We start from the raw sequence: 24,828 nt of genomic DNA on the forward strand, positions 1-24,828 counted from the left end.
GTGCCGGTCATACCGTCGGCTCATGGACCTGGACTGCGAACTGATTCTGCCGTGCCGCAACGAAGCCGGTGCACTTCCGGCGTTGCTCACGAGGGTGCCGGTGGGCATGTCGGTCGTGGTCGTCGACAACGGCTCCACCGACGGAACCGCGGACGTCGCCCGCTCACTGGGGGCACGCGTGGTCGTCGAACACCTCCTCGGGTACGGCGCTGCGGTCCAGGCAGGCGTCAACGGCGCTCGAGCCAGGTATGTCGCCGTCATGGATGGCGACGGGTCCCTCGACCCGGCCCAGCTACCGCCACTGCTCGCAGACGTGGCCCATGGGGTGGCCACGATGGCAGTCGGACGACGTCGACCCGTCACCCGCGCCACCATGGCGTGGCACGCCCGAGCATTCAACGTGGCGGCAGCGTGGTGGATCGGCCGGCGCACCGGTCTCCGGCTGCACGACATCCCGTCCGTGCGGGTGACCCGCCGCGCGGATCTGCTGGCACTCGGGGTGCGCGACCTCCGGTTCGGGTACCCAGTCGAGATCTTGGTGCGCGCTCACGAAGCGGGGTGGTCCGTCGTCGAGCACGACATGACGTACCGACCACGCGCCGAGGGCACCACGTCCAAGGTGTCCGGGTCGCTGCGCGGCTCGATCAGGGCAGCCCGCGACCTCGTGAAGGCCCTCCCGTGACCACGGGGACGGTTCTCGTCATGGCCAAGGCTCCCGTCGCCGGTGAGGTCAAGACGCGATTGGGGGCGACGATCGGCGACGCCCCGTCCGCGGTGCTGGCGCACGCCGCCCTGCTCGACACCCTCGCCGTGTGCGAGGCGGTCTTCCCGCCGGGGCGCCGGGTGGTGGCGCTGGCCGGGAGCATCGACCGGTCCGTGGGACCTGCCGCACTGCGCCAGGCGCTCACCGGCTGGGACGTCATCGGACAGGAAGGCCCCACGTTGGGGCACCGGCTCGCGGCGGCGCACCGGACCGTCCACGACACCCACGGCGGCCCCGTGGTCCAGGTCGGCATGGACACACCACACCTCACTCCCGACCACCTCGGGCACGTCATCGCCACCGCAGGCACCGGTCGTCCGGTTCTCGGTCGGGCCCTCGACGGCGGCTGGTGGGTCCTGGCGACGACGTCGCCCGGCGACGTGGTCGGTCTGCACCTGGTGCCCATGTCGCGCCCGGACACCTGGACCTGCACCCGGGCCGCCATCGAGGCCGCCGTCGGCTCGGTGCTGCCCACCTGCGAGCTCGGCGACGTCGACACCGCCGCCGACGCCCAGCTCGTCGCCGCGCAGGCACCCGACACCCGGTTCGCCCGCGCCTGGTACCAGCTGGACACGACCCTCGAGAGCAGGACCCCATGAATGCAGGCACCGACACCAGGACCAGCACCCGTGCCGGCGTCCCCCACGATCCCCGAACCGACACCGGAGGTCACGGCGCGGAGACCGGCGGCGTCGACGAGAATGCCGAACGGCGCCCCGGGCACGCCCCACCGGCTCTGGTGTTCGCCACCGCCCTGGCTGTCGGGACGCTCACCGCCGTCATCGAAGGCCACCCTGTCCACCGTGAGCTCCCGGTCCGCTCCTGGATCGGGAACGCGTCGCACAGCGACCGGTTCCTACTCGATCACTGCGACGGGTCCACCATCGACCTCGGATGCGGTCCGGGTCGTCTGGCTGCCGAGCTTCTCAGCCGCGGTCACGATGTCCTGGGCGTCGATGCGTCCCCCACCGCGCTGGTCGAGGCGAGGCGTCGCGGCATCCGAGTCGCCTGCGGCAGTCTCTTCGACCCCGTTCCGAGAGAGGGCACGTGGGACACGGCCCTTCTCGCCGACGGCAACATCGGTATCGGCGGCGACCCCACCGCCCTGCTCGCCCGGGCCCGTCAGCTCATCCACGACCAGGGGAGGGTCGTGGTCGACCTGGCTGAACCCGGCACCGGATTGCGCGTGCACCGGCTGCACCTTCGATGCGGCGGGCTCGCGTCCACGTCGTTCGCTTGGGCAGAGCTCGGTCCGGACGCGGCGCCGCGGGCTGCCACCGAGGCCGGGCTCGCCGTCGCTCTCGTCGCCCGCCGACGGGGACGCACCGTCGCCGTGCTCGTTCCGTCCACCGGCGCGACGTCGTGAGCAGCACCCGGGTGGCCGACGCCCTGGGCCGCCTCGTCGACCGGGCACCGTCACCGGAGGACTTCACCAGCAGCATTCGCACCCGCCAGCTCACGGCTCGGGTGGGCGCGTGGCTCGGCGTGTGCTTTCTCGTGGCGTTCCTCACCGGTGTATGGAGCCACGTCGCGCAGCTGCCGAACCCTTGGGTGCCGTTGCCGACCAGACCCGTCTGGCTCTACCGCGTCAGCCAGGGCGTGCACGTGGCGGCCGGGACGGCAGCAGTGCCTCTGCTGCTGGTCAAGCTGTGGTCGGTGTTCCCACAGCTGTTTCGTCGACCGCCTGCCGCAGCCCGGGCCAGGCTCCTCGACGCCGCCGAACGCGTCTCCATCCTGGTGCTCGTCTCCAGCGCGTCGTTCCAGCTGGTCACCGGCCTGGCCAACTCCGCCCAGTGGTACCCGTGGTCGTTCTCTTTCAGGTCAACCCACTTCGCGGTCGGCTGGGTGACCACCGGCTCCTTGCTCGTCCACATCGCGGTGAAGCTGCCCATCATCCGCGACGCGTGGCTCGGGCCGGAGGTGGTGCCCGAACGCGGCGCCATCTCCCGGCGCAGCGTGTTGGCAGCCACCTGGGCCGCGGCCGGAGTGGCCGTGGTGAGCAGCGCCGCCTCCGGTGTCCCGGGCATCCGACACCTTTCGGTCCTGGCAACCCGTTCCGGGACCGGGCCGGGCGGCATACCCATCAACAAGTCCGCTGCTGCAGCAGGCGTCACGGCAGCCGCGACCGACCCCACCTTCACCCTCACGATCGTGGGTCCCGGCACCCAGCGGCAGCTGACCCGGGCAGATCTGGAGGCCATGCCCCAGACCACCGCAACGCTGCCCATCGCCTGCGTCGAGGGCTGGAGCGCCACCGGGACGTGGAGCGGTGTCCGCATCAGCGAGCTCGTGGCCCTGGTGAACGCCCCCACGGGTTCAGCGGTCCTCGTCGAGTCCCTCCAGCGCGGTGGCGCATCCAGTCGGAGCCGGCTCCCCGGCAACGTCGCCGCCGACCCGCAAGCCATCCTTGCCCTCACCCTGGCCGGCCGACGCCTATCCCTCGACCACGGCTACCCGTGCCGCATCATCGCTCCGAACCGCCCCGGCGCCCTGCAGACCAAGTGGGTCAACCGGCTCGAGGTCCAGCCGTGACCGGCGACCTGCGCACCACCCGGACGATCCTTGCGGCGGTCGGAGTCCTGGTCGGCCTGTACGGCGCGGTCCGGTTCCTGGCGCTGGGGTGGGAGAACCTCGTCGCCACCCTGCCGTGGCTGGCCGGGGTGGTGATCGTCCACGACGGACTCATCGCGCCCCTGGTCGTGGTCGTCGGGGTAGGGGCGGCACGCATGCTGCCGACCTGGATGTGTCGCGCAGCCCTGCTGGTCACGGTTTCTTTGGGGTCGGTGACGCTGCTGGCCGTGCCGGTGCTGGGGCGGTTCGGTGCCAAGGCGGACAACGCCACGCTGCTGGATCGCCCGTATGCCGCGGGGTGGGTCGTGGTCGCCGCCGTAGTCTTGGGGGCAGCGGCCGTGATCGCGGTCCGCGACAGGCGCAAGGGAGCATCTGGTGGCTGAGGTCCTCGTCGTCGACGACGACCTCACCGTCCGCGAGGTCGTCGTGTCCTACCTTCGCGCCGGTGGCCACGAGGTGCAGGAGGCAGGCGACGGCGAGGCAGCGTTGCGGGCGATGCGCGGTCGCGGTGCTGACCTGGTCGTCCTCGACCTGATGCTTCCCGGGGTCGATGGGCTCGAGGTCTGCCGGAGGCTGCGCGAGACCAGCGATGTACCCATCATCATGCTCACCGCCCTCGGTGCCGAGACGGACCGCCTCGTGGGGCTGCGCCTGGGGGCTGACGACTACGTGACCAAACCGTTCAGTCCTCGCGAGCTCGCCCTGCGTGTCGAGTCCGTGCTGCGACGAGTCGGGCAGCTCCACCCCAAGGGCGCCACCGTGACCGACGGCGATCTCGTCATCGAACCCACCGCGCACTCGGCCACTCTCGCCGGCACCGTCCTTCCCCTGACGGTGCGCGAGTTCGACCTGCTGCACTTCCTGGTCGCCAACCCTCTCCAGGTCTGGTCCCGCGACGCGTTGCTGCGGGAGGTGTGGGGGTGGTCCTTCGGCGACCAGTCGACCGTCACCGTCCACGTACGGCGCCTGCGGGAGAAGGTCGAGACCGATCCGCGCCGACCGGCCCGGCTGCTGACCGTGTGGGGAGTCGGGTACCGGTGGGAGCCGCAGTGACCAAGGACCAGGTCACCGTCGTCCTCATCGCCTCCGCGTGGTCCCTGGGTGTCGGTGTCATCGGGGCACTCATCGGTTGGCGCATCAGGCGTGCCCCCATCCGCTGGTCCGCCGGGCTCATTGCCGCCGTCGCCGTCGCCGGCGTCGTTGCCGGCGTCATCGGTACTGCCCGGGCCATGTTCCTGTCCGCTCACGACCTGGGCGTCGTCGTCCTCGTCTGCGCCGTGTCCGGCGTGGTGTCGTCGCTCTTCGCCCTGCTGCTCGCTCGAGCCCTGACCAGGTCCGCTCGACGCCTGCGGGGTATGGCTGCCGCTGTCGGTGCGGGCCAGGAAGTCCGCTCACCGGGCAACGACCCTGCCGAGATCCGCGCTGTGGCCGACGAGCTCGCGCGCAGCAGCGAGAGGCTCCTCGACGCCCAGGCCCGGGAACGCCAGCTCGAGCAGTCTCGCCGAGAGCTCGTCGCCTGGGTGTCCCACGACCTGCGCACCCCGTTGGCCGGGCTGCGAGCCATGGCCGAGGCTCTCGATGACGGCATCGCGACCGACCCGCAGCGCTACCACCGGCAGATGCTGCGGGAGACCAACCGGATGTCGTCGATGGTCGACGACCTCTTCGAGCTGTCACGCATCCACGCGGGTGCACTGAACCTGACCATGCAGCCCCTGTCCCTCCGCGACGTGGTCAGCGAGTCCATCGCCGGCGCCACTCCGGTCGCCAGGACGCGAGGTGTCGAACTCGGTGGTCGGGTCCACTCCCAGGTCGAGGTCCGTGCTGATGCAGCGGCCCTGTCCCGCATCGTGGGGAACCTGGTGATGAACGCGGTCCGGCACACACCGGCCGACGGTGTCGTCCTCGTCGAGGGGCGAACCGCCGGGGGCACGATCGAGCTGAGCGTGACCGACGGCTGTGGCGGCATGGATCCGGATGAGTTCGAGTCGGTGTTCGAGGTCGGCTGGCGCGGGAACCACGCCCGGACGCCCGGACCGGACACCGGGGCGGGGCTCGGCCTGGCCATCGTTCGAGGACTCGTCGAAGCGCACCACGGCACTGTTGCCGTCAGCAACCACGGTGACGGCTGCCGGTTCATCGTCCAGCTGCCCCGGCCGACGGTCGCCTGACCCGCGGGCTATGTGCCTACCCGCTCCAGGGTCGTCGACATGATCCGCATGCCATCGCGAATTCGCGCCTTGGCCGTGCCCAGCGGGACACCGAGGCGCTCGGCGACCTTGTGGTGGGAGTGGCCCTCGAAGAAGGCCAGGGTCAGGGCTGACCGCTGCTTGTCGCTGAGTGCCTGCAACGCCTCACGAACCAGCAGGGCGTCGGCCGTGGCATGCACCAGATCCGCTGTCGAGTCGCAGGCGTCGTCACACTGTCGTCGCCCCCAGGCCGCCTCGCGCCTCGAACGGGCCTCCGTGCTTCTCACTGCGTCGATCGCACGCCCGTTCACGATGGCCGACATCCACGGCAGCGCTCTGCCACGACTGGCATCGAAGCGACCGCAGTTGGCCCAGATGTAGAGATACGACTCCTGGACGACGTCCTCGGCAAGAGCTCGATCACGGACCGTGTGAAGGGCCAGGCCCAGGAACCGCGATGCAGTGAGGAGGTGGAGCTCGGAGAATGCGTCACGGTCGCCCGTCGCGCTCACCGTCAGCAACTGCGCCAGCCAGGCGTCGGGGTCCGGAGTTGGCCCGCCCTCGCGAAGGGCGGTTTCCGAGATGCAGCCTGGTTGGTGCGGGAGCCGACTCGGGATCGACTTCGACGTCGCGTTCATGGCCAAGGTCGCTCGTGTCCTCGGGCCCCCCGATGGTCGCCGACTGGGTCGAGGAGACCACGCACGGGAGGACCCGGCAACAGGACCAACACTTAACTCGTTCACACGTTCCTCTAGTGCGATCGTTCCTCGGTGGCCGAACAGGGCTGGCAGCACAGGATCTCGACGACCCGTGCACACCCGGTGGCACCTCGCGAGGCACCCCGAAGGTACGGATGCGCGGCGCCCTCCGTCATGTGACAGTGGGCAGGCCGGCGTCGCCCATCCCCGCCGCCACTGCCGGCATCAGGACACCGGCTCGCCCGGGCTCCGTGGTCCGGGCGGGCAGGTGCGCCGTCGGTGCAAGGGGCGGGGAACAACTCCGACGCGTGCTCTTCTGGCCGGTGGGACGCCGCACCGGTGGGTGCCGACCGCACGAGCGTGCAGCACCGCGGTCGTTCGTCACGAATCCGTCACGAGGATGCAAGACGATTGAACGAGGTCCGGTCATGTGGTCCTGCCAGTGTCGTCCTGTCTGCGAAGTCGCCCCGCTGGGGGCGCTACAGGAAGTGAGGATCGACATGTCAATGGCATCAGTGGTCATCGAGGAGATCGACGAGCCCACATCTCACGCAGTCGTCGCAGCGCAGCTCCGCGGCGAGGCGAAGGTGGAGGGCGACCATCCCGACCTCGTGGTGAGCGCGATCGCGACCGAGCTCGAAGGTCTGGGCCTCGAACCGGATCGCACAGAGCTCGAACGTCGCTACCAGATCGGCCAGACGAAGGTTCCGGAATCCTTGCGTCAGCGCATGTAGCTCGCACCGCAACGGTCTCAGTCGGACGGGGAGGCCGTCAGGTCGGACCCGATGAGGTAGGTGTAGTCCCGAGCGTCGAGGGGGCGTTCGGTCAACACCCCTCCCGGCAGAGGGGCCGGGATGCGCTCTCCGTCGGCGGTGAGCGACACGTCGTCGACCCCGGGGATCGACGTCAGTGTCAGCACGACCTGCCCGACGGCGAGCGGGAGCTCACCGGCTCCAGGCGCCTGCCCACCCTGCCGGATGTCCAGGACCGCGTGGCCGTCACGCAGCGATGTGACGGACAGCCGCACACCGGGGCTGAGCGCGGTGGAGAAGCCTCGAGCCCTCTCGTCGTCCGAGGGACCTGACGCCAGCCGACGCATGACCTGCGCGGCGGCGGACTCCGCCGTGCTGGCACGAGCGGGAACGGGAACGGCGACCAAGGCCGAATCGCGCACCAACCAGACCTCGAGCGTGGCATCGGCTTCCCTCGTGGGATCGGTCGATGCGGTCGAAGGCCGGGACAGCTCGTAGGGCACCTGGGTGACCACCTCGGGCGAGCTCTGATCGGGTGCGCCGCACCCACTCGACACCAGCACGAGCACCATGAGCATCCACCTGAGGATCTGCGACCTCGTCACGGCGACACCGACTCAGTGACTGCGGCGGTCGGTAGTCGTACGACGAATGTCGCGCCGCCCCCCGGCGACGGTTCGCACCACACCGTCCCCGCATGGGCTCTGACCGTCTCCGCGACCAGGCTCAGGCCCAGACCAGTTCCTGGTCGAGATCCTCGCGACCCCACTCGAGCGAATCGCTCGAAGATGCGTTGTTGATCGGCCAGCGGCACCCCCGGGCCGGCGTCGACGACACGCACCTCGGACGCACCTCGCACACGAGTGAGGTCGACCCGGAGCAGACCCCCGCCGTGCAGGTCAGCATTGTCGAACAGGTTCACCAGTGCTCGCAGCAGCAGCTGTTTGTCCCCCTGCACGAGATGCGGTTCGGATGAGGCGCGCAGCAGTTCCGCTGGACGGTGGCTCTGCACCAGCGCGTGGCCCAGGAGATCGGCCAGATCGACACGGTCGAGCTCGATGGTGGCCACGGCTGAGTCCAACCGCCCCAGGGCGAGCAGGTGCTCGAGCGAGCGGTGCAGGCGAGTGACCTCCCGTTCGACCAGATCCACCACCGCCGACCGACGTCCCCCACTTCCGCCGTCCTCGGTGCGCAGGAGAGCGACACTGGTCATGAGCGTCGTCACGGGCGACCGCAGCTCGTGGGCGACGTCAGCGGCGAACCGGGCATCACGCCTGATGCGGTCGTCCAGCGCCTCGACCATGGTGTTGAACGATCCGACGATGACCGCGAGGTCCGGATCGGACGTCCCACGGAGGCGAGTGTCCATCTCTCCGGCTGCGATGCTCGCCGCCGCCGTGGCCACGGCGTCGAGGGGAGCGACGACCCTGGACGAGGCCGCCCGACCGATGAGAGCTCCGCCGACCGACGTGGCGGCGGCAAAGGCGGCGAGCACGAGCCCGAGCGTCTTCAGGGTCGAGTCGAGCTCGGTGGTCGGGGTGATCTCGTAGAACTCCGTGCCCACCGAGGGGATCGGCAACCCGACAGCGATGACAGGCTCTCCCCCGAGTCGGTGCCACGACCGAACTGCGGCGCCCTCCTCGACCGACGACTGGACCGAGGCGGGGATCGAGTCTCGCCCCTGGTCCAAGGATGACGAGTACCACTCTCCCGCGCGCCTGATCACCACGACACCTCCCGGCGGCGGGGACGTCCGGTCCAGCACATCACTCACCCGGGCTCCGGACGTGAGCAGCCCATCACGCACGAAGGCGGCATCCAGAAAGGCCTGTCTCAACGCGGTGGCCTGACGTTGTTCGACCAGGAAGTGTCTGGCCGTCAGGTACGTGCCGGTTGCCAGCACGACCGAGACCAGCAGTCCCAGCGCGGCGAACGACAGGGTCGACATCGTTCGGACGCCGAGGGAGCTCGGTCTCGAGCTCATGCGGTGTCCAGCCGGTAGCCCAGTCCACGCACCGTGACGAGAAGGCGCGGCTCACCCGGATCGGTCTCGATCTTGGTCCTCAGACGCCGGACATGGACGTCGACGATACGCTCATCACCGAAGTAGCCCCTGTCCCAGACCCGCTCCAGGAGCGAGCGCCGACTCAGCACCCGACCCGTGGCATCCGACATCTCTCGCAAGAGGCGAAACTCGGTGACGGTCAGGTGCACCTGCGACTCGCCCCTGCGGAGCACGCCGGCCCCGATGTCGAGCACGAGGGGTCCGTGCTGGGAGTCCACGACCACGACGTCCGCGTCATCGCCGAGCGGTTCCGGCTCGACCGGTCGCACGGGGGGCCGACGTCGAAGAGCCCGCAAGCGAGCTCCGACCTCCTTGATCTCGAAGGGTTTGGTGACGTAGTCGTCGGCGCCGGCCTCCAGGGCCGCGACGATGTCGTGGGTGTCAGAGCGGGCGCTCAGGACGATGATCGGGACGTCCGTGCGGCGTCGAACCTGACGAATGAACTCGAACCCGTCCATCCCACCCAGCATCAGGTCGACCAGCATCAGGTCGACGCCTGTCGTCGCGGCATCGCCGAGGGCATCCTCTGCCGACTCATGGGACGTCACTGTGTAGCCCTCGGACTCGAGGGCCATCGCCAACGACTCACGAATACCGTCGTCGTCCTCGAGCACGAGCAAGGAGATCGCCACGTCGACATGGTGCCAGTGCCGCACAGCCCCACGGCCGTCCACCGCACCTGCACCACCAGTTGTCATGAAACTGCAAAGTCTCGGACGCTGCTGTCGTCATGCCCTCTTGCCACGGTGGCGACATGCCGAAGGTCAGCTCATGAGAACGACACCAGTGGGATCCTCTGGACCCGAGTGCGATCCGACGACGGTGGTGGTCCGCCTGCGGGACGGCTCGCTTGCCAGCGACCTCACCCACCTCCGGTCGGAGGTCGCGCACGCGGTCCTGCTCGGACACGGAGGAGTCAGCGTGGATCTCTCGGGGCTCGACCACCTCTCCTCGCCCACGGTTGCCGCGATCCTGTGGGCACGGCGCACCTGCTCAGCGCGTCGAGTTCCGTTCACGGTCACCGGTGGAGCCGGCCTCAACGCGAGGGTCCTGCGTTCCTGCGGTCTTGCGCACCAGGGATCGAGATCGCGGTGGTGAGCCATCTCGTCGGGAGCGCCATCGTCCACGCCGAGGTGGACGACAGCTGGGCGGTGACGTCGCTCGAGTGCGCGAAGGGACTCGTTCGCGTCGACCGACGTCAGGGGCTGACCCGGGTCGTCGTCGGTGACACCCACGACTCGGTGGCCGGCATGCACGAGCCACCGGCCTTCTCCGCGGCAGCCTTCACCTCGGACGGCGAGTTCATCGTGGTGGCTCGCCGCTCGCCGCCGGCCATAGCCATGGATCCCACCGGCTCACGGATCACTCCGGCGGGGGGTGCGACTCTCGACTCCGAGTATCCGGAGCCGGGACGCCGCTTCCTCCTGCTGTCCTGTGCTGCCTTCGAGGACCTGCCGGAGTTCCTCGCCACCGGCCTCGAACGCTCCCCGAGCGAACTCATCTCACGAGACGCCGAGGACCTGCTGCTCTGCATCTTCGCGGACCACGAGCGGGGCGCCGGAGCGGTGATCGATCGCCTGCCCCCTCGACCCTTGGGAGAACTAAACACGTGACCAGTTCACGTCGGTCGGGCCTTCAGCGCCGTTCTGACGGCGCACTCGTGAGGTGTGCGCGGCCTGCGGGACGCCGGTGGTGAAGCGCACCAGCTCACCGGCTCCCGGGAGGTGGCTCCTCTCTGGTCGACGTGGCACCCCCCGACTCGCCCGTGGGCTGGTTAGGACGTGGATGAGGGACCTGCACCTCGATGATGACCAGGTCGACGACGTGGCACTGGTCTGCACCGAGCTCGTCACGAACGTCGTGCTGCACACCGCTGGACCGGTCAGCTTGACGGTTCGGGTGGATGGCACGGGGGTGCTGGTCGAGGTCAGCGACGACGAACCGACACTGTCGCCAGAGCGCCACCGTTCACACGACCTCGCTGCCGAGAGTGGTCGGGGCCTGACCATCGTCGAGGCGATCTCGTCGAGCTGGGGTGTCAGGTGCGCCGGGAGGTCGAAGACCGTGTGGGCCCACGTCGACTTCCCGTGAACGAGGACCGAGTCGCGAGTCACCGTGCCAGGTGCCGGTTCCTGCGAGACTCCTCGACCATGGGACCACTTCGGAGAATTGTCGAGCGCTTCTGGTTCCTGCCCGGGGTGATGTGTCTGGCCGCCGTCGCGTTGTCCGAGCTGTTGATCACCCTGGACACCCACCTGGACGAGCCCGTCAGGTCGAGCTGGAGCAGGGTGCTCTTCTATCGGGTCGGCGAGAGCGGAACCCGAGACATCCTCGGCACCATCGCCACAGCCACTCTCGGTGTCGCAGGCACCACCTTCTCGATCACGATGGCCGTGCTTGCGCTGACGTCGTCCAGCTACGGTCCCCGATTGGTGCGCAACTTCATGGCTGACCGGGCCAACCAGATGGTGCTGGGGGTCTTCGTCGCCACATTCCTCTACAGCCTGCTGGTGCTTCGTTCTGTCGGAGGTTCGGGCGGCGTACCGGAGGGTGGGTCGTTCGTCCCCCACCTCGCGGTGAACGCGGCAATCGTCTTGGCCCTGGCCAACGTCGCCGCGATGGTCTACTTCATCCACCACATCAGCGACTCCATCCAGATCTCCACGCTGTCGGGTGGCGTGCGGACCGACCTCCACCGCGTCATCGACCGAACGTTCCCGGCAGCCCCTCCCGGTGATCCATCGACGGAGCTCGGGGATCCTCCGTTGCCCCTACGTGCCCGGGTGACCGCCCGTGAGGACGGCTACCTGCAGGTGGTGCGCCACCAGAGCCTGCTGAAGTTGGCGAGGAGGCAGGGCTTCGAAGCGGTGCTGCTCGTCCGGCCGGGGCAGTACGTGATGAACGGCACGCCGATGCTTGCGCTGCACGCCACGCGTGACATCGAGCCCGATGCGGTGGACAAGGCGCGCAGGCTGCTCGAGATCGACAACGCTCGAAGCCCGCACCAGGACATCGACTTCGCTGTGCAGCAGCTGACGGAGATGGCCGTGCGAGCCCTGTCCCCCGGGACCAACGATCCCAACACCGCGATCAACGCGCTCGACGACCTGTCCTCCGGGCTGGCCACGCTGGCGTCGCGCCCCGTTCCCTCTGGGGTCCTACGGGACGAGCAAGGGGTCGTCCGGGTCCGCCTGGACGTCCCGGACCCCGTCCAGATCGTCACCGACGTGCTCGATCGGCTTCGCTGGCACGCAAGTGCGTCACCTTCAGTCATGCACGCGGCACTGACGTTGATCGAACGAGTCGGCGCCAGAGCTCACGCGCCTGCCCTGGTGGTGGCCCTCACCTCGCAGATCGGACTGCTGCGCGACGCCTTCGTCACTGCCGGGCACCATGCGCACGACGTGGACCGCTTCGACCTCCGCGCCGTCAGCGTCAGCCAGAACATGCCTCACTGCTGAGGGTCGGAGCCGACGAGGGGACTTGAACCCCTAACGCCCTGTTTCTGTGCGCAAATCTTCCGCTTGTCTTGGCTGTTGCCGAGCGTCGCTGTGCTGCAACCGATTTGGGTCGGATCGACCACTGGACGTCTCGCGTCATTTCCGGCTGTCTCGGACCCAAAGAGATGGCCAGATAGATGGCAGCCGGGCCCTCGGCGGGCGACCCCGCGGGTCTGCGCACCGACCTCGACTCAGCACCACCACCCGGTGACCCGCTGCGATGCGGGTACGAGGCGGAACGCAAGGGGTGCTGTGGCCCAGCCCGGCTGGGAGGTCGGGCGCGGCTCGCGACGAGGCAGCGTTCAAGCCAGCAAGAGACCTCTCACCAAGCCCTCGAGCCTGGCGTGAACTCGGTCGGCAAGAAGTGCGGGGGTCGACCGGGACGAGCCCACGGACAGCCATCGCCCACCCCTTTGACCTGCGCCGATGCCCTCATCGTGGAACTCCGCAGTGGCTGAAGTCGCCCTGTGCGCCCCATCCGCAGGCTCTCCTCAGCCGCTGGCCGCTGCACAGCTGGGTTCGTCCTTAACGGGTGCGCCGGTCAAGGCAGCGCGGAGGACCACAACGCCGAAGCAGTCGTCACACAGTTCGTCGGCTCCATCCGCACCGACCCGGCAGCCGCGTGCGCACTGCTGGCACCCGCCACGCTCACAGCCCTCCAGGACCACGATGGAGACTGCCCCACCGGTCTGCCCAAACAGATCCAGCCCTCCAGCGGCCTGGCGACATCCACTGCGGTGTACGGCAAGTACGCCATCGTCCACGTAGGCGCCGACACCATCTTCGCCGCCCGGTTCGAGGACGGATGGCGTGTCACCGCCGCCGGGTGCACCCCCCAGGCGGATCGCCCCTACAACTGCAAGATCAAGGGGAACTGACATGCGCGCCCTGTTCACCGGCTACGTCGTGTTCATCGTGCTCGGGATCGCCTATTGCCTCGCCATCGGGTTGGCGCACCGATGAAGAAGACTCTGCGCAACAACAGCCTCACCCTGGCCTTCACGGCCCTGCTCTTGGTCGCGCTGGTCGGCCAAGCGCTCACCGGGCGAGCCGGGTACAACGAGTCCGCGCTCGACCTTGGCCTCCCCACCGCAAGCATGCTCGAGTACCTGACGTCATCACAGTTCACCGTCGACGTCGCCGAGAACTGGCAGTCCGAGTACCTGCAGTTCCTCCTCTACATCCTGCTCACTGTCTGGCTGCTTCAGAGAGGGTCCCCGGAGTCCAAACCTCTGGGCTCCCCTGGCCGCGAAACTGACGAGGACCACAAAGCCGGCCGGTACGCGGACGACCACTCACCACGTTGGGCCGCCGTCGGCGGGTGGCGCACCGCCCTGTTTTCCAGGTCATTGGGGCCGACGATGGGCGCGGTCTTCATCGGGTCGTGGAGCGCGCAGTTCATCGCCGGCCGCTCCGCATACAACGCCGAACAGCTCCAAGACCTCCAAGTCCCCTTCAGCTGGTCCCAGTATCTCGTCGCACCCGACTTCTGGAACCGCTCGTTCCAGAGCTGGCAGTCCGAGTTCCTCGCCGTTGCCAGCATGGTCATCTTCAGCGTCTACCTGCGTGAACGTGGCTCACCCGAATCGAAACCCGTCGGCACCTCCAACACGGCCACAGGAGTCGAGGGCTGACCCGACAAGAATCCCTTTGCCTCGGTCACAGAGCGGCCACACCTTCACCTCGACCAGTCAGCGGGAGTCCCTCGTGTCGTCTGCCGACACCACCATCACCGACTCCGCTCTCACGTTTGAGCTCGATGCCCCCAGGGGCCGGTGGGGCCGCTCACCACCCCGCAACCCCGGCCCGTTCCAGTACGGGTACCGCATCCACGACCACTCCGGCCGCATCCGACAGCTCGTCCTGGTCGGCAACAGCGAAGACTCTGGCGGACAAGTCAAACGCCTCAGCGATGTTGCCGGGCGCATCGTCGACTCGTTCGGCAGCCCTAGCTTCAACGCCGACGGCACATCGCCAGCAGCGACGTCGTCTCTGCCAGCAGCGCAGCGCCGGCGCCTAGTCGTCATCAGAGGGTGTCGCGGGGGACTCCTCTGCTTCCAACGGGACCGCCCCGCACTCCATCACGACTGGCTCGACATAGCCTGGCGGGGCCGGCGGGTCTGGCGTCACAGGGGGAAACGTCGTTCCATCCGGGAGCAGATGGCTTGAACCATTGGTCATCGTTGACCACCTCCACCACGTCACTTGCCCCGCCACGGTCCCTGCAAACGTTCGCTCGGGGCGTGGGCAGAACATGCCTGCTGACGAGCCCTGGACCCAGGTCGTCGGCAACGCCTGCGAGCGTCCCGTTGTCCAAGTCACCAGCGGCACGGCTTCACCTTCTCCGGCAGAGAAGCCAACGCTGGGTTGCGGCCACGCACACCTCAGAGTTGGCGCACACGTGGGCCAGGCGCCGGGTCCCGCTGGAGGTTGCCCCGTCTCTGATCGCTGCGCTGCCCGATCCTGCTCGCAGAGGACTAGTTCCAGAATGGTCCGGATGGGCCATGGCCGGATCCGTTCACCGATGACAACGTTGTCTCAGGAGACAGTCGGGGTTGTGAAGTGCCCTGCGTCCTCATCCAACAGCGTGGTGAGAGTCTCCATGCACGTTCACGACCACCGAGAACACCGACGTTGGCGCGTAGTGGCTGTTTTGGTGGCCGTCGAGCGACGTGCGGCGACGCCTCGTCCTTCCCCCCCAGGACGAGGCGTCGCTGCATCTGCAGGCAGGAGCTGGGTGTGATCTGCGAGCGGCGACCGCGCCACCGCTCTCGCGCGCGTCTGTGGTCTTCCGTTTGTGACCCGATGGCCGGGGTATGTACCTCGCACCCGTGGCTCGGCAGCACGCGTGGGGACGCGGTACCGAGAGCGCCGAGTCACGGGTCGCCCATCGTGTGCTGAGCGCGTGGACTCACGCGGGTGTGCCACTGAACATCTGCCGGATCCGCGTGACGTCGTCCTCGGACCCGCAGACCCCGTCAGAAACAACTCGAGCAGCCAGATCTCGAAGCTTGATGTTGTGGTTCTGCGAAAAGCGCTGGAGCACAGCGAAAGCGGCGGCCTCGTTCATGCCGAAGGTGGCCATGATCGCTCCTTTCGCCTGCTCGATCACGGCTCGGTGCTCGGCTGAGGCTTCCACAGCCTCGGCCGCACCCTGCCGGACGGAGTTGGTGATGTCCACCATGAACCCCTGCACCCGCTCCACCTGCCCAGGGGCGGCTCGACTCTCACCGGCAAGGACCACGTGATGAATCGTCCCTCGGGGGTCGCAGATTCGGAACTCACACGAGAAGGGGCCCGGGGTCTGGAGGGTGCGCTGGAACATTCCGAAGATCGTGTCTCGGTCCTCGGCGACGATGCGCGCCAGCATGTGCGCCGTCTTCACAGGCTGCCCCTCGGCCACACCGTACAGAGCCCTGATGCCTTCGGAGCAGGTCCAAGTGTCCGTGTTCACGAGGTAGTCGAACATCAACGACGGGCCGAGGTTGTCAACGGCTTCGAACGGCACTTCATCCTCCAGCAATGCGTCTGGTCGCGTCACTGGCCGGCTTTCTGACCTGCGCCGATGCTAATACAGGGAGAGGCGTCAAAGCCAAGCCTTCACACGGGACTGCGGCAGCACCTTCGGCCCGCGGCCTTGACGTTCAACTGCACGACGTAGCCGCCGCGTCCACATGACGGGAACGACGCGGCCACGTAGGTCGCGGTCCGGATCAGGCGTCGCAGTCGCCACGCGAGCCCGACTTCGCCAGTCACGAGCGATGAGGTGGGCGATGGTCAGGAACGTGATGTGGCGCAGGGACTGCTCGACGCTGAACGGGTCGGCACCGCCGTCGCCACCGTCACCGACCCCACGTCTTCCAGCCGCCCTCGAAGGAGCAGATCCGCGGCGGTTCGTGGGCGAAGAGGATGGCCAAAACGATGGGGTGGGGTGGTTACCGGACCGAGGAGGTGTTTCCGCTGGGCCAAGGGCCGACGAGGGGACTTGAACCCCTAACCCCCTGTTTACAAGACAGGTGCGCTGCCAATTGCGCCACGCCGGCACGCCTGCCGACTGTTCGTCGACGGACGGCGACGATGCTACCGACGTCAGCTCGGACGACGACACCCAGTCGCCGACAGGCAGCGGAGAGGACGCCCCTCGGTCCAGACTCCGAGGACCGCAGCAGACGCCTGATGCACCTGGGTGACAGGCCTCACACCCGAGAAGTTCGCGATAGGGCGTGCCGTTTTCCCGGGTCGGGACGACGAAGTGGTGACAACACTTCCGAGAGAGGATCCCGATGCCCAACCACCCGACCCCCGCCCCTGCCGACCGACCGGTCGAGTACAGCCTGGCTCGTCGCCTGTCCGCCGAGTTCGTTGGCACCCTGTGGCTCGTCCTCGCCGGCTGCGGAACCGCCGTGCTGGCCGCCACCGCCACCGCGGAGTCCGGCGGGTCGGCGCTGTTCGTCGGCGTCGGCTACCTCGGCGTCGCGCTCGCCTTCGGCCTGGCGGTCACCACGATGGCCTACGGCCTCGGCCACGTCTCGGGCGGTCACTTCAACCCCGCGGTGAGCCTCGGCCTGGCGATGGCCGGACGCCTCGGCTGGCGACAGCTCCCGACCTACTTCCTGGCCCAGCTCGGTGGCGCCATCACCGGCGCGGCCATCGTGTTTGCGGTGGCCTCCGGGCGCGACGGCTTCGACGCTGCCGACGGCTTCGCCACCAACGGGTATGGCGCGGCGTCGCCCCAGGGGTACGCCATGACGGCCGCGCTGGTCACCGAGTTCGTCCTGACCGCAGTCTTCGTGGTGGTCATCCTCGGTGCGACCGACTCGGCAGCACCCAAGGGCTTCGCACCGCTGGCCATCGGCCTGACCCTGACCGTGGTGCACCTGATCTCGATCCCGGTAACCAACACGTCGGTCAACCCCGCCCGCTCCATCGCCCCAGCCCTGTTCGCCGGGGGCACGGCCCTGAGCCAGGTCTGGCTGTTCGTCCTCGCACCGCTGGCCGGAGGCCTGGTGGCTGGCGTCGCCTACAAGGCGCTGTTCGCCTCCCCCACCGACCCCGCCACCCTTCAGGACGCCTCCCGCACCTGATCCCGACACCGCTGATCCTGGTCCCACCGATACCGGCGCCGGACATGCAGAAGGGCCACCGGACATCCGGTGGCCCTTCTCCCAGTGCAGTGGTCAGCGACGGTTGAGGTACGCCTGGAGCGTCTTCACCGTGGCGCGGTCCAGCGTGCGGGCACCGTTCTTCTTGGCGCCGATCTTGGTCTGGAGGGCGCGGATCGTCTTCGGACCGACGACACCGTCGGGCGACGAGCCGACCTTGCGCTGCAGGGCCTTGACGTCGGACGTGGAGATCGCGGCGTTGACCGAGCCGCCGACCCAGCGCTCGATGGCGCGGTTGGTCTTCGGGCCGCGGATGCCGTCGACGACGAGCTTGCCGCCGGTGACGGGCTTGGCGGGGGCCTTGCGCACGGTCGAGCGGGAGGAGCGGGCGGTGCTGCCGGCACCGGCTGCACCACCGTTGGACTTGGTCAGACCCGCACGGGCGCCGCAGGTGGGCCAGGCGCCGGGGCCCTGGACCGCAAGGACCTTCTTGGCGATGGTGATCTGCTCGGCCTTGGTGGCGCGGTGCGCGGAGGAGGCGTAGCGCTCGCCACCGAACCCGTCCCAGGTGCGGTCGGAGAACTGCAGGCCGCCGTAATAGCCGTTGCCGGTGTTGATCGACCAGTTGCCACCGCTCTCGCAGGCGGCGACGCGGTCCCACACGGTGCCCGCGGAGGCAGAGGTTGCGGTGGCCATGCCACCGGCGATGGTGGCGGCGCCGGCGATGGCGACACCCGCCATGCGACGACGGACGGGCTTGGGCTTCCGGGCAGAGTGCTTCGGGGCGTAGAACATTGCAGGGGGGGTCCTTCCTGACCGGCGCCTGCGAGGTGAGCTGTCGGGTTCGGGCTGTCAGGTGCCCGGCCGGCGTGAACCGGCTTCACCCCAAGACCGCCGGGGCGGTCGCGTTGGGTCCCCCGTCCTCGTCGTTGCCCGGAGATCTTCCGGTGAAACACCCGCATGACGAGGCTCGGCGCGGCGGGTGTGCAGTGGATGGGAATGCAGTGGTGTGCAGTTGTGGGCGCGAATGCGCTGGTCAAAGGTAAGGCGCGCGCGCCTCCGGGACAAGCCGCTGGCCGAAAAACAAGCCGAAGTGGGTATGGCGCGTTCGTCCCTTTTGTGCCGTGGGCTGGTGCCGTCAGCGGCGACGGACCCGACGCTTCTGCACCATCCGGCGGTCGAACGGCGCTGCCATGAACTCCCCGAGCACGCTGCCCGCCGCGATGGCCAGCAGCACGGCCATCGCCCCCAGCAGCGTCGTGATGCCACCCTGGAGCGAGAGGCTGCCGGAGTCCGGAGACGAACCGTTCACCATCTCGTAGAGGCCGCGGAAGATCGCCAGACCCGGCAGCAGGCCGTAGGACGCGGGGACGGCCAGCACCATCGCGGGCGCCCCCATGCGCAGGGCGAGGAGGCGGCCGGCGAACCCGAGCACCGTCGCCGCGACCCCGGCGGCCGCGAGCTGGCCCAGGGCGTCGAGCCGGTCGACACCCAGGGACACGCCCACACCGACCGCGGACAGCACCCCCGCCGGCACGACGAGGTTGCGGCGGCTGCGCAGCGAGACGGCACCGGACATGCCGACGACGAAGGCACCCACGACGGCCAGGAGCACCGGCGCGCTGAGGGCACGGGTCGACATCACGGACGGCGAGACCAGCTGCAGGTCGAACGTCGAGGTGAGCGCCAGCGTCACCGACAGGCCGGTGGCGACCCCGAGGATGATGCCGGCCGTGGTCAGGAACACCCCGAACATCCGACCGGCGCCGGTCACCGAGTAGCCGGAGATGGCGTCCTCGAAGGCCGAGGCGACGGTGCGACCCGGGAGCAGCACGGTGATGCCACCGGCGACGATGAACGCGAACTCCTCCGAGGACACCGGGATCCACCCGTTCGCCCCCAGGCTGAACGCGCCCCAGGCGATCACGGTCGCGAGGAACCCACCGATCGCGCACTGGTAGAAGTCCGGGAGGCCGCGACGGCCCGTGGCGCGCGCTGCATACCCGACGAGCAGGGCCGACCCGCCCGCGACGAGCGACGCGACGATCCCCGCGCCGAGCATCAGGGCGATGGCGGCCGACAGGACGCCGAGCGAGCCACGCACCATCCACCGCGGCCAGAACCTCGGGGCCCGGCGGATCTCGCGCAGCCGTGCGGCAGCCGCCTCGAGGTCGTAGCTGCCGGCGACGAGGTTCTCGACGAACTCGTGGACGGCGGTCAGCCGGTCGAAGTCACGCGTCGCCGAACGCACGACACGCAGCATGGTGATGGGTGAGCCGGACGCCGTCGTGCACTGCACCAGCAGCGACTGGAGCGTGATGTCGACCTCGAGGTTGTCGAGCCCGGCGGCAGCGGCCACCGCGATGACCGAAGACTCGACCTGGGGGGCGCCGGCGCCGCAGCGCAGCATGAGCTCCCCGACCCGCAGGGCCAGGTCGAGCGATGCCCGCGCGTCGCGCTCCTCGGCCGCAGCCTGGCGCACCCGGGCGTTGCGGTAGGGCGTGTGGCGCAGCGAGTCGACCATCGGGATGGTGTCGGTGATCTCCTCACCGCGCCAGATCCGGCTCTGCCGCAACGTCGGACGCTTCGCCGGACGGCGCGGGGGAAGCGGAGGCGGCGGGTTGACCCCGGTGGCCATCAGGCGCCCACGCCGGGCACGGCGACCGAAGGCTGCTGGGTCGGCCACCACTGCGGCACCGCACCCTGCTGGAGGCTCCAGACCGCGAACCCGGCAGCGACGACGAGCAGGAGCCCCGCGGCGACCTTGGTCGCCCGCGGGCCCGGCGTGGTGCCCCGGACGATGCTGCGCGAGCCCCGGCGCAGGCCGGCTCCCCCGGGTCCCCACCACGCCATCAGGCCGGCGACGGCCGCGCCCACGGCGATCGGCCCTGAGTGGTCGGGCTCGGGCGAACCCCCGGTCACCGCCACGATCGCCAGCGCCGCGCTGAACACCGCGCACACCCCCACGACCGCAGGCAGGATCGCGCTGACCACCGTCGCCACGAGGCCGACGACGAGGTGCCACGGGCTGGCCGCCACGGCGAACGGGACGTCGGAGCGCCGCCGCCCGCGGTCGTGCCGGCGCAGGACGAGCGACGTCACCGAACGGTCCGCGGTCCGCGCCGCCCACGACCAGAGCAGGGCAACCACGCCCGCCACGACGGGGAAGGCCGCTGCTGCAGCGACCATCGCGAGGAGCAGTGCGAGCAGGGTGCCGGTCCGGCCGGCCCGCCCGATGCGCGGGTCGGGCTCGCCCGGCCCGCCCTCCCGGGCGGCCTCCCAGTCGGAGGACTCCCCCTCCACCTCGCCGAACCCCACGAGGTCGGCACCGCCGTCCCAGTCGCGCTCGTCGTCAGGGCCGACGTACGGGTCGTCGTCCCGGTCCACCGGGAGGGCCACCGGCCCCACGGGGCGGCGCGACAGCGGTGCGACGGGAGCTGCCGCCGGACGGTCGAACCGTGCCGTGGGCCCCTGCTCGAGCACCTGCGTATGGCGCGGGGGCGCGCTGAGCACGGCGGTCACCGGTTTGCCCGCGGCATAGCGTTCGAGCGCCTCCACCACCTCGTCCGCGTCGGGGCGCTGGTGCGGCTCCGGGGACAGCGCGGCGTGCAGGAGTGGGGCGAGCCGGGGGTCGACACCGGTGAGGTCGGCCTCGCCGCGGCTGACGCGGTTGAGCACGACGTCCATCGGGCCACGGCCGAAGGGCGGCGCGCCACTGGCGGCGAAGGCGAGCGTGGCGGCCCAGCCCCACCAGTCGGTGGCCTCGGTCACCGGCGCTCCCTCGACCACCTCGGGCGAGAGGTATCCGGGGGTGCCCATCACCAGACCGGTCATCGTGATCCGGACGTCGTCGGCGACGTGCGCGATCCCGAAGTCGATGAGGACGGGGTCGCCGTCGAGGAGCAGGACGTTCGCAGGCTTGAGGTCGCGGTGGATGACGTCGGCGGAGTGGATCGCGTCAAGCGCCTCGGCCAGGCCGCGGCCCAGCGACAGCAGCTCCCCGCCCTTGATCGGGCCGTGCTCCCTGACGACGTCGTCGAGCGCCGGCCCGGGCACGTAGCGCGTGACGAGGTAGGGGCGCTCACCGTCGAGGTCGGCGTCGATGACCGCGGCGACCCGCGGGTCCCTGATCCTCCCCAGCACGTCGACCTCGCGGGCCAGGCGCGTCCGCGCGTCGGTGTCGTGGGCGATGTGGGGGCGCAGCAGCTTGAGCGCGACGGCTCGTCCGTGCCGGTCGAGGGCGAGGTGGACGACCCCCATGCCGCCCTCGCCGATCTGCTGGATCAGGCGGTACGGACCGACCCGGGGCCCCTCGGGCGCGCTGGTGCCCTCGCCGCCGTCGCTCCCCTCGATGGCCTCCGTCCGCATCCTCCTACGGTAAGGGAGGCGGCTGGGGGAATCGGGGAGGGCTACTGCTGGATGTAGCCGACGAGCTGGTCGCGCTCGGTCTGGAGCTCGTCGATCCGGTGCTTGACGATGTCGCCGATGCTGACGATCGCCTGGAGCCGACCCTCCACGACGACGGGGACGTGCCTGATGCGCAGGTCCGTCATGGTGCGGGCAAGGTCCTCGATCGCGACCTCGGGGTCGCAGGTCGTCACCTCGGCGGTCATGATCGCCGAGATCGGCAGGGCGAGCACCGCGGCACCCTTGCTGTGCAGGTGGCGCACGATGTCGCGCTCGCTCACGATGCCGTCCACGGCGGTCTCGTCCGTGCTCACCACCACCGCACCGATGCGGTGCTCGTCGAGCAGCTGGAGGAGCCTTTCGACCGTCTCGTCCGGGCGGACGGTCACGACCTGGTCACCCTTGCGACGCACCACATCCGAGATCTTCATGGTCAGACGGTAGACCGCAGCGGGGGTCCTCGCTAGGGGAGATCCGAGGCAGTCCTGCGCGGCGGGTCATAGGGTTGGGGCCGAACCAGAACCCGGAGTTGATGAACCAGTGCCCCGCACCGCCACACAGTTCGACCTCGTGATCGCCGCCAACCGCCTGCCCGTCGACCGCGTCGTCGACGCGGACGGCACCGAGTCGTGGCGCACCAGCCCAGGTGGCCTCGTCACCGCGATGGAGTCCGTGATGCGCGGCCGGGAAGGCGCCTGGGTCGGGTGGGCCGGCGAGGCGGGCGATGCCCCCGAGCCCTTCGTCGAGGACGACATGTACCTGCGTCCCGTCGCACTCTCCGAGGACGAGGTCGCCCACTACTACGAGGGCTTCAGCAACGACACCCTGTGGCCGATCTACCACGACGTCATCGTGTCGGCGACGTTCCACCGCTTCTGGTTCGCGTCCTACGAGGCCGTGAACCGTCGGTTCGCCGAGGCCATCTGCGACGTCGCCGCCAAGGGTGCGACGGTCTGGGTGCACGACTACCAGCTCCAGCTCGTGCCGGCGATGGTCCGTGAGATGCGGCCCGACGTGCGGATCGGGTGGTTCAACCACATCCCCTTCCCCCCGGTCGAGCTGTTCGCCCAGCTGCCGTGGCGACGCGCCATCCTCGAGGGCCTGCTCGGCGCCGACTACCTCGGCTTCCAGCGGGTCGCCGACGCGCAGAACTTCATCCGTGCCTGCCGCCAGCTGCTCAACCTGCCGACCAAGGGCGACACCGTCTCGGAGTCCCGGTCCGAGGGCGCCCGACGCGTGCGGGCCAGCGCCGTCCCGATCTCCATCGACTTCGTCGGGCTGGAGGAGCTCGCCAAGAAGCCGGAGACCAAGGCCCGCGCGGCCGAGATCCGCGAGTCCCTCGGAGACCCGGAGACGCTCATCCTCGGGGTTGACCGGCTCGACTACACCAAGGGCATCGGCCACCGGATCAAGGCCTACGGCGAGCTCCTCGAGGAGGGCCGCGTCTCCCCGCCCAAGCAGATGTTCGTCCAGGTCGCAACCCCCAGCCGCGAGCGGGTGGACGCCTACCGTGACCTGCGCAACGAGATCGAGGGCGAGGTGGGGCGGCTCAACGGCGAGTTCAGCGACATCGGCGCACCGGCGGTGCAGTACCTGCACCACTCCTACCCCAGGCAGGAGATGGCGGCCCTCTACCTCGCGGCCGACGTCCTGCTCGTCACCCCGCTGCGCGACGGCATGAACCTCGTCGCCAAGGAGTACGTCACCTGCCGCTACGACGACGGCGGCGCGCTCGTGCTCTCCGAGTTCACCGGCGCCTTCCACGAGCTGCACCAGGCGTTCGTCTGCAACCCGCACGACATCGAGGGCCTTAAGCAGACGATCATGCGGGCCATCGAGACGCCCGACAAGGAGAAGCGCCGCCTCATGCGCGCCATGCGACGCCGGGTCGCCGACCACGACGTCCAGCGCTGGGCTGCCCGCTTCCTCGACAACCTCGCCAACGCCCCCGAGAAGGGCGGCTCGTGACCCTCCCTGCCGACCTCCGCGAGGCAGCCGCGCTCTTCGCCGAGCGGGACCGGGTCCTCGTGGCCACCGACTTCGACGGCGTGCTGGCCCCGCTCGTGCTCGACCCGTCCACGTCCGCCCCGCTCCCGGGGACGATCGAGGACCTGCGTGCCCTGCACGGCTACCCGCAGACGTGGGCGGCCGTGGTGTCCGGTCGCGACCTGGCCACCCTCACCGAGCTGACCGGTCTGGGCGACAGCAGCGTCACCCGGATCGGGAGCCACGGCGCGGAGTCCAGCGAGGCCGCGGACGACGCCGGTGGCACCGAGCTGACCGACGCCCAGCGTGAGCACCTGACCGCCCTGACGGCCGAGCTCGAGGACCTGTGCGCCGGGCTGTCCGAGGGGGTCTACCTCGAGCACAAGCCGAGCGCCGTCGTGCTGCACACGCGCCGGATGGCGGACGAACCCGCCGCCGAGGCCGAGCAGGCGGCGCTCGAGGTGGCCGCGCGCCATACCGGCCTGCACGTCCTGCACGGCAAGCAGGTGGTGGAGATGAGCGTCCTGCAGGCCGACAAGGGCACCGCGCTCGTCGCCCTGCGCGACGCCGTCGGGGCCACCCACGTGGCCTACTTCGGCGACGACGTGACCGACGAGCACGCGTTCAGCGCCCTCGGCGACGACGACCTCACGGTGAAGGTCGGCGACGGGGAGACCGCCGCGCGGTTCCGCGTCGCCGGTCCGCAGGACGCAGCCCAGGCGCTGTCCCTCCTGCGCACCCTCCGCGCCGCCGCCACCACCGCCACCGACCCCCTTGCGATGTGAACGCGCCGGG

25 protein-coding genes, 1 tRNA gene and 1 riboswitch are annotated in these 24,828 nt (G+C 69.7%); of the genes, 16 read left to right on the top strand and 10 right to left on the bottom strand.

Features of this window, described 5'->3' with window-relative positions; genetic code table 11:
• Window positions 1-22 precede the first annotated feature (22 nt).
• Genes ABD286_RS12735 through ABD286_RS12765 form a run of 7 tightly spaced genes read left to right on the top strand, consistent with a single transcriptional unit; the run spans window position 23 to window position 5,505 of the window.
• A complete protein-coding gene (locus ABD286_RS12735) occupies window positions 23-682 on the top strand; it encodes a glycosyltransferase family 2 protein (RefSeq protein ID WP_344193991.1) in 660 nt (219 codons plus the stop codon).
• Entirely contained in the window at window positions 679-1,362 is a 684-nt protein-coding gene (locus ABD286_RS12740; RefSeq protein WP_344193993.1) for a TIGR04282 family arsenosugar biosynthesis glycosyltransferase, read from the top strand. Before ABD286_RS12735 ends, ABD286_RS12740 begins: the two co-directional genes overlap by 4 nt.
• Complete coding sequence (locus ABD286_RS12745; RefSeq protein WP_344193995.1) at window positions 1,359-2,129, top strand: class I SAM-dependent DNA methyltransferase; 771 nt, start codon at window positions 1,359-1,361, stop codon at window positions 2,127-2,129. The genes ABD286_RS12740 and ABD286_RS12745 overlap by 4 nt, the downstream gene beginning before the upstream one ends.
• Entirely contained in the window at window positions 2,126-3,295 is a 1,170-nt protein-coding gene (locus tag ABD286_RS12750) for a molybdopterin-dependent oxidoreductase (RefSeq protein ID WP_344193997.1), read from the top strand. The genes ABD286_RS12745 and ABD286_RS12750 overlap by 4 nt, the downstream gene beginning before the upstream one ends.
• Window positions 3,292-3,717: a hypothetical protein gene (locus tag ABD286_RS12755; RefSeq protein WP_344193999.1), complete on the top strand. Its 426-nt coding sequence runs from the start codon at window positions 3,292-3,294 to the stop codon at window positions 3,715-3,717. The genes ABD286_RS12750 and ABD286_RS12755 overlap by 4 nt, the downstream gene beginning before the upstream one ends.
• Window positions 3,710-4,387 (top strand): response regulator transcription factor, encoded by a 678-nt coding sequence (locus tag ABD286_RS12760; RefSeq protein WP_344194001.1) that lies wholly within the window; start codon window positions 3,710-3,712, stop codon window positions 4,385-4,387. Before ABD286_RS12755 ends, ABD286_RS12760 begins: the two co-directional genes overlap by 8 nt.
• Window positions 4,384-5,505, top strand: coding sequence for a sensor histidine kinase (locus tag ABD286_RS12765; protein WP_344194003.1), 1,122 nt, complete (start codon window positions 4,384-4,386; stop codon window positions 5,503-5,505). The genes ABD286_RS12760 and ABD286_RS12765 overlap by 4 nt, the downstream gene beginning before the upstream one ends.
• 8 nt (window positions 5,506-5,513) lie before the next feature.
• Here ABD286_RS12765 and ABD286_RS12770 read toward each other — a convergent pair whose 3' ends face one another.
• The gene (locus tag ABD286_RS12770) at window positions 5,514-6,161 is read right to left on the bottom strand and encodes a sigma-70 family RNA polymerase sigma factor (RefSeq protein WP_344194006.1); all 648 of its coding nucleotides are present in this window, start codon (window positions 6,159-6,161) and stop codon (window positions 5,514-5,516) included.
• A gap of 566 nt (window positions 6,162-6,727) precedes the next feature.
• Between ABD286_RS12770 and ABD286_RS12775 the strand changes: the two genes are divergently transcribed.
• On the top strand, window positions 6,728-6,955 hold the full coding sequence (locus tag ABD286_RS12775; RefSeq protein WP_344194008.1) for a hypothetical protein: 228 nt from the start codon (window positions 6,728-6,730) through the stop codon (window positions 6,953-6,955).
• Between the two features lie 17 nt (window positions 6,956-6,972).
• Here the strand turns inward: ABD286_RS12775 and ABD286_RS12780 are convergent, their stop codons facing one another.
• From ABD286_RS12780 to ABD286_RS12790, 3 genes are read right to left on the bottom strand one after another with little or no spacing between them, the layout of a single operon-like run.
• Complete coding sequence (locus tag ABD286_RS12780) at window positions 6,973-7,578, bottom strand: GerMN domain-containing protein (protein WP_344194010.1); 606 nt, start codon at window positions 7,576-7,578, stop codon at window positions 6,973-6,975.
• Window positions 7,575-8,921 (bottom strand): sensor histidine kinase, encoded by a 1,347-nt coding sequence (locus tag ABD286_RS12785; protein ID WP_344194012.1) that lies wholly within the window; start codon window positions 8,919-8,921, stop codon window positions 7,575-7,577. Before ABD286_RS12785 ends, ABD286_RS12780 begins: the two co-directional genes overlap by 4 nt.
• A 32-nt stretch (window positions 8,922-8,953) precedes the next feature.
• Window positions 8,954-9,670: a response regulator gene (locus ABD286_RS12790; protein ID WP_344194014.1), complete on the bottom strand. Its 717-nt coding sequence runs from the start codon at window positions 9,668-9,670 to the stop codon at window positions 8,954-8,956.
• Window positions 9,671-10,132: 462 nt separating this feature from the next.
• On the opposite strand from ABD286_RS12790, the gene ABD286_RS12795 reads away from it, so the two are divergent.
• The 5 genes from ABD286_RS12795 to ABD286_RS12815 all read left to right on the top strand — a co-directional run bounded on the left by ABD286_RS12795 (window position 10,133) and on the right by ABD286_RS12815 (window position 14,172).
• The gene (locus ABD286_RS12795; RefSeq protein WP_344194016.1) at window positions 10,133-10,651 is read left to right on the top strand and encodes a hypothetical protein; all 519 of its coding nucleotides are present in this window, start codon (window positions 10,133-10,135) and stop codon (window positions 10,649-10,651) included.
• 79 nt (window positions 10,652-10,730) lie between these two features.
• On the top strand, window positions 10,731-11,129 hold the full coding sequence (locus ABD286_RS12800) for an ATP-binding protein (RefSeq protein ID WP_344194018.1): 399 nt from the start codon (window positions 10,731-10,733) through the stop codon (window positions 11,127-11,129).
• A 59-nt stretch (window positions 11,130-11,188) separates the two neighbouring features.
• On the top strand, window positions 11,189-12,499 hold the full coding sequence (locus ABD286_RS12805; protein ID WP_344194020.1) for a DUF2254 domain-containing protein: 1,311 nt from the start codon (window positions 11,189-11,191) through the stop codon (window positions 12,497-12,499).
• Between the two features lie 506 nt (window positions 12,500-13,005).
• The gene (locus ABD286_RS12810) at window positions 13,006-13,416 is read left to right on the top strand and encodes a hypothetical protein (protein ID WP_344194022.1); all 411 of its coding nucleotides are present in this window, start codon (window positions 13,006-13,008) and stop codon (window positions 13,414-13,416) included.
• A gap of 81 nt (window positions 13,417-13,497) precedes the next feature.
• Window positions 13,498-14,172, top strand: coding sequence for a DUF6766 family protein (locus ABD286_RS12815; RefSeq protein WP_344194024.1), 675 nt, complete (start codon window positions 13,498-13,500; stop codon window positions 14,170-14,172).
• Window positions 14,173-15,449: 1,277 nt separating this feature from the next.
• On the opposite strand, the gene ABD286_RS12820 is transcribed toward ABD286_RS12815, so the two are convergent.
• A complete protein-coding gene (locus tag ABD286_RS12820; protein WP_344194026.1) occupies window positions 15,450-16,079 on the bottom strand; it encodes a PAS and ANTAR domain-containing protein in 630 nt (209 codons plus the stop codon).
• Window positions 16,080-16,508: 429 nt separating this feature from the next.
• A tRNA-Thr gene (locus ABD286_RS12825) sits at window positions 16,509-16,581 on the bottom strand.
• A gap of 240 nt (window positions 16,582-16,821) precedes the next feature.
• On the opposite strand from ABD286_RS12825, the gene aqpZ reads away from it, so the two are divergent.
• Entirely contained in the window at window positions 16,822-17,622 is an 801-nt protein-coding gene (gene aqpZ / locus ABD286_RS12830) for an aquaporin Z (RefSeq protein ID WP_344194029.1), read from the top strand.
• A gap of 93 nt (window positions 17,623-17,715) precedes the next feature.
• Here the strand turns inward: aqpZ and ABD286_RS12835 are convergent, their stop codons facing one another.
• The 4 genes from ABD286_RS12835 to ABD286_RS12850 form a co-directional block, all read right to left on the bottom strand.
• Complete coding sequence (locus ABD286_RS12835; protein WP_344194031.1) at window positions 17,716-18,435, bottom strand: transglycosylase family protein; 720 nt, start codon at window positions 18,433-18,435, stop codon at window positions 17,716-17,718.
• A gap of 10 nt (window positions 18,436-18,445) precedes the next feature.
• A riboswitch (cyclic di-AMP (ydaO/yuaA leader) is annotated at window positions 18,446-18,600 on the bottom strand.
• Between the two features lie 178 nt (window positions 18,601-18,778).
• Complete coding sequence (locus tag ABD286_RS12840; RefSeq protein WP_344194033.1) at window positions 18,779-20,278, bottom strand: threonine/serine exporter family protein; 1,500 nt, start codon at window positions 20,276-20,278, stop codon at window positions 18,779-18,781.
• Window positions 20,278-22,008: a serine/threonine-protein kinase gene (locus tag ABD286_RS12845; protein ID WP_344194035.1), complete on the bottom strand. Its 1,731-nt coding sequence runs from the start codon at window positions 22,006-22,008 to the stop codon at window positions 20,278-20,280. Before ABD286_RS12845 ends, ABD286_RS12840 begins: the two co-directional genes overlap by 1 nt.
• A gap of 41 nt (window positions 22,009-22,049) precedes the next feature.
• The gene (locus ABD286_RS12850) at window positions 22,050-22,478 is read right to left on the bottom strand and encodes a CBS domain-containing protein (protein WP_344194037.1); all 429 of its coding nucleotides are present in this window, start codon (window positions 22,476-22,478) and stop codon (window positions 22,050-22,052) included.
• Window positions 22,479-22,587: 109 nt separating this feature from the next.
• Between ABD286_RS12850 and ABD286_RS12855 the strand changes: the two genes are divergently transcribed.
• Window positions 22,588-24,015, top strand: coding sequence for an alpha,alpha-trehalose-phosphate synthase (UDP-forming) (locus ABD286_RS12855; RefSeq protein ID WP_344194039.1), 1,428 nt, complete (start codon window positions 22,588-22,590; stop codon window positions 24,013-24,015).
• Window positions 24,012-24,818, top strand: a complete 807-nt coding sequence (gene otsB / locus ABD286_RS12860; protein ID WP_344194041.1) for a trehalose-phosphatase — start codon at window positions 24,012-24,014, stop codon at window positions 24,816-24,818. Before ABD286_RS12855 ends, otsB begins: the two co-directional genes overlap by 4 nt.
• The last annotated feature ends 10 nt before the right edge of the window (window positions 24,819-24,828 follow it).

Source organism: Pedococcus aerophilus (genome assembly GCF_039532215.1).
In the GTDB taxonomy this organism is placed as follows: domain Bacteria; phylum Actinomycetota; class Actinomycetes; order Actinomycetales; family Dermatophilaceae; genus Pedococcus; species Pedococcus aerophilus.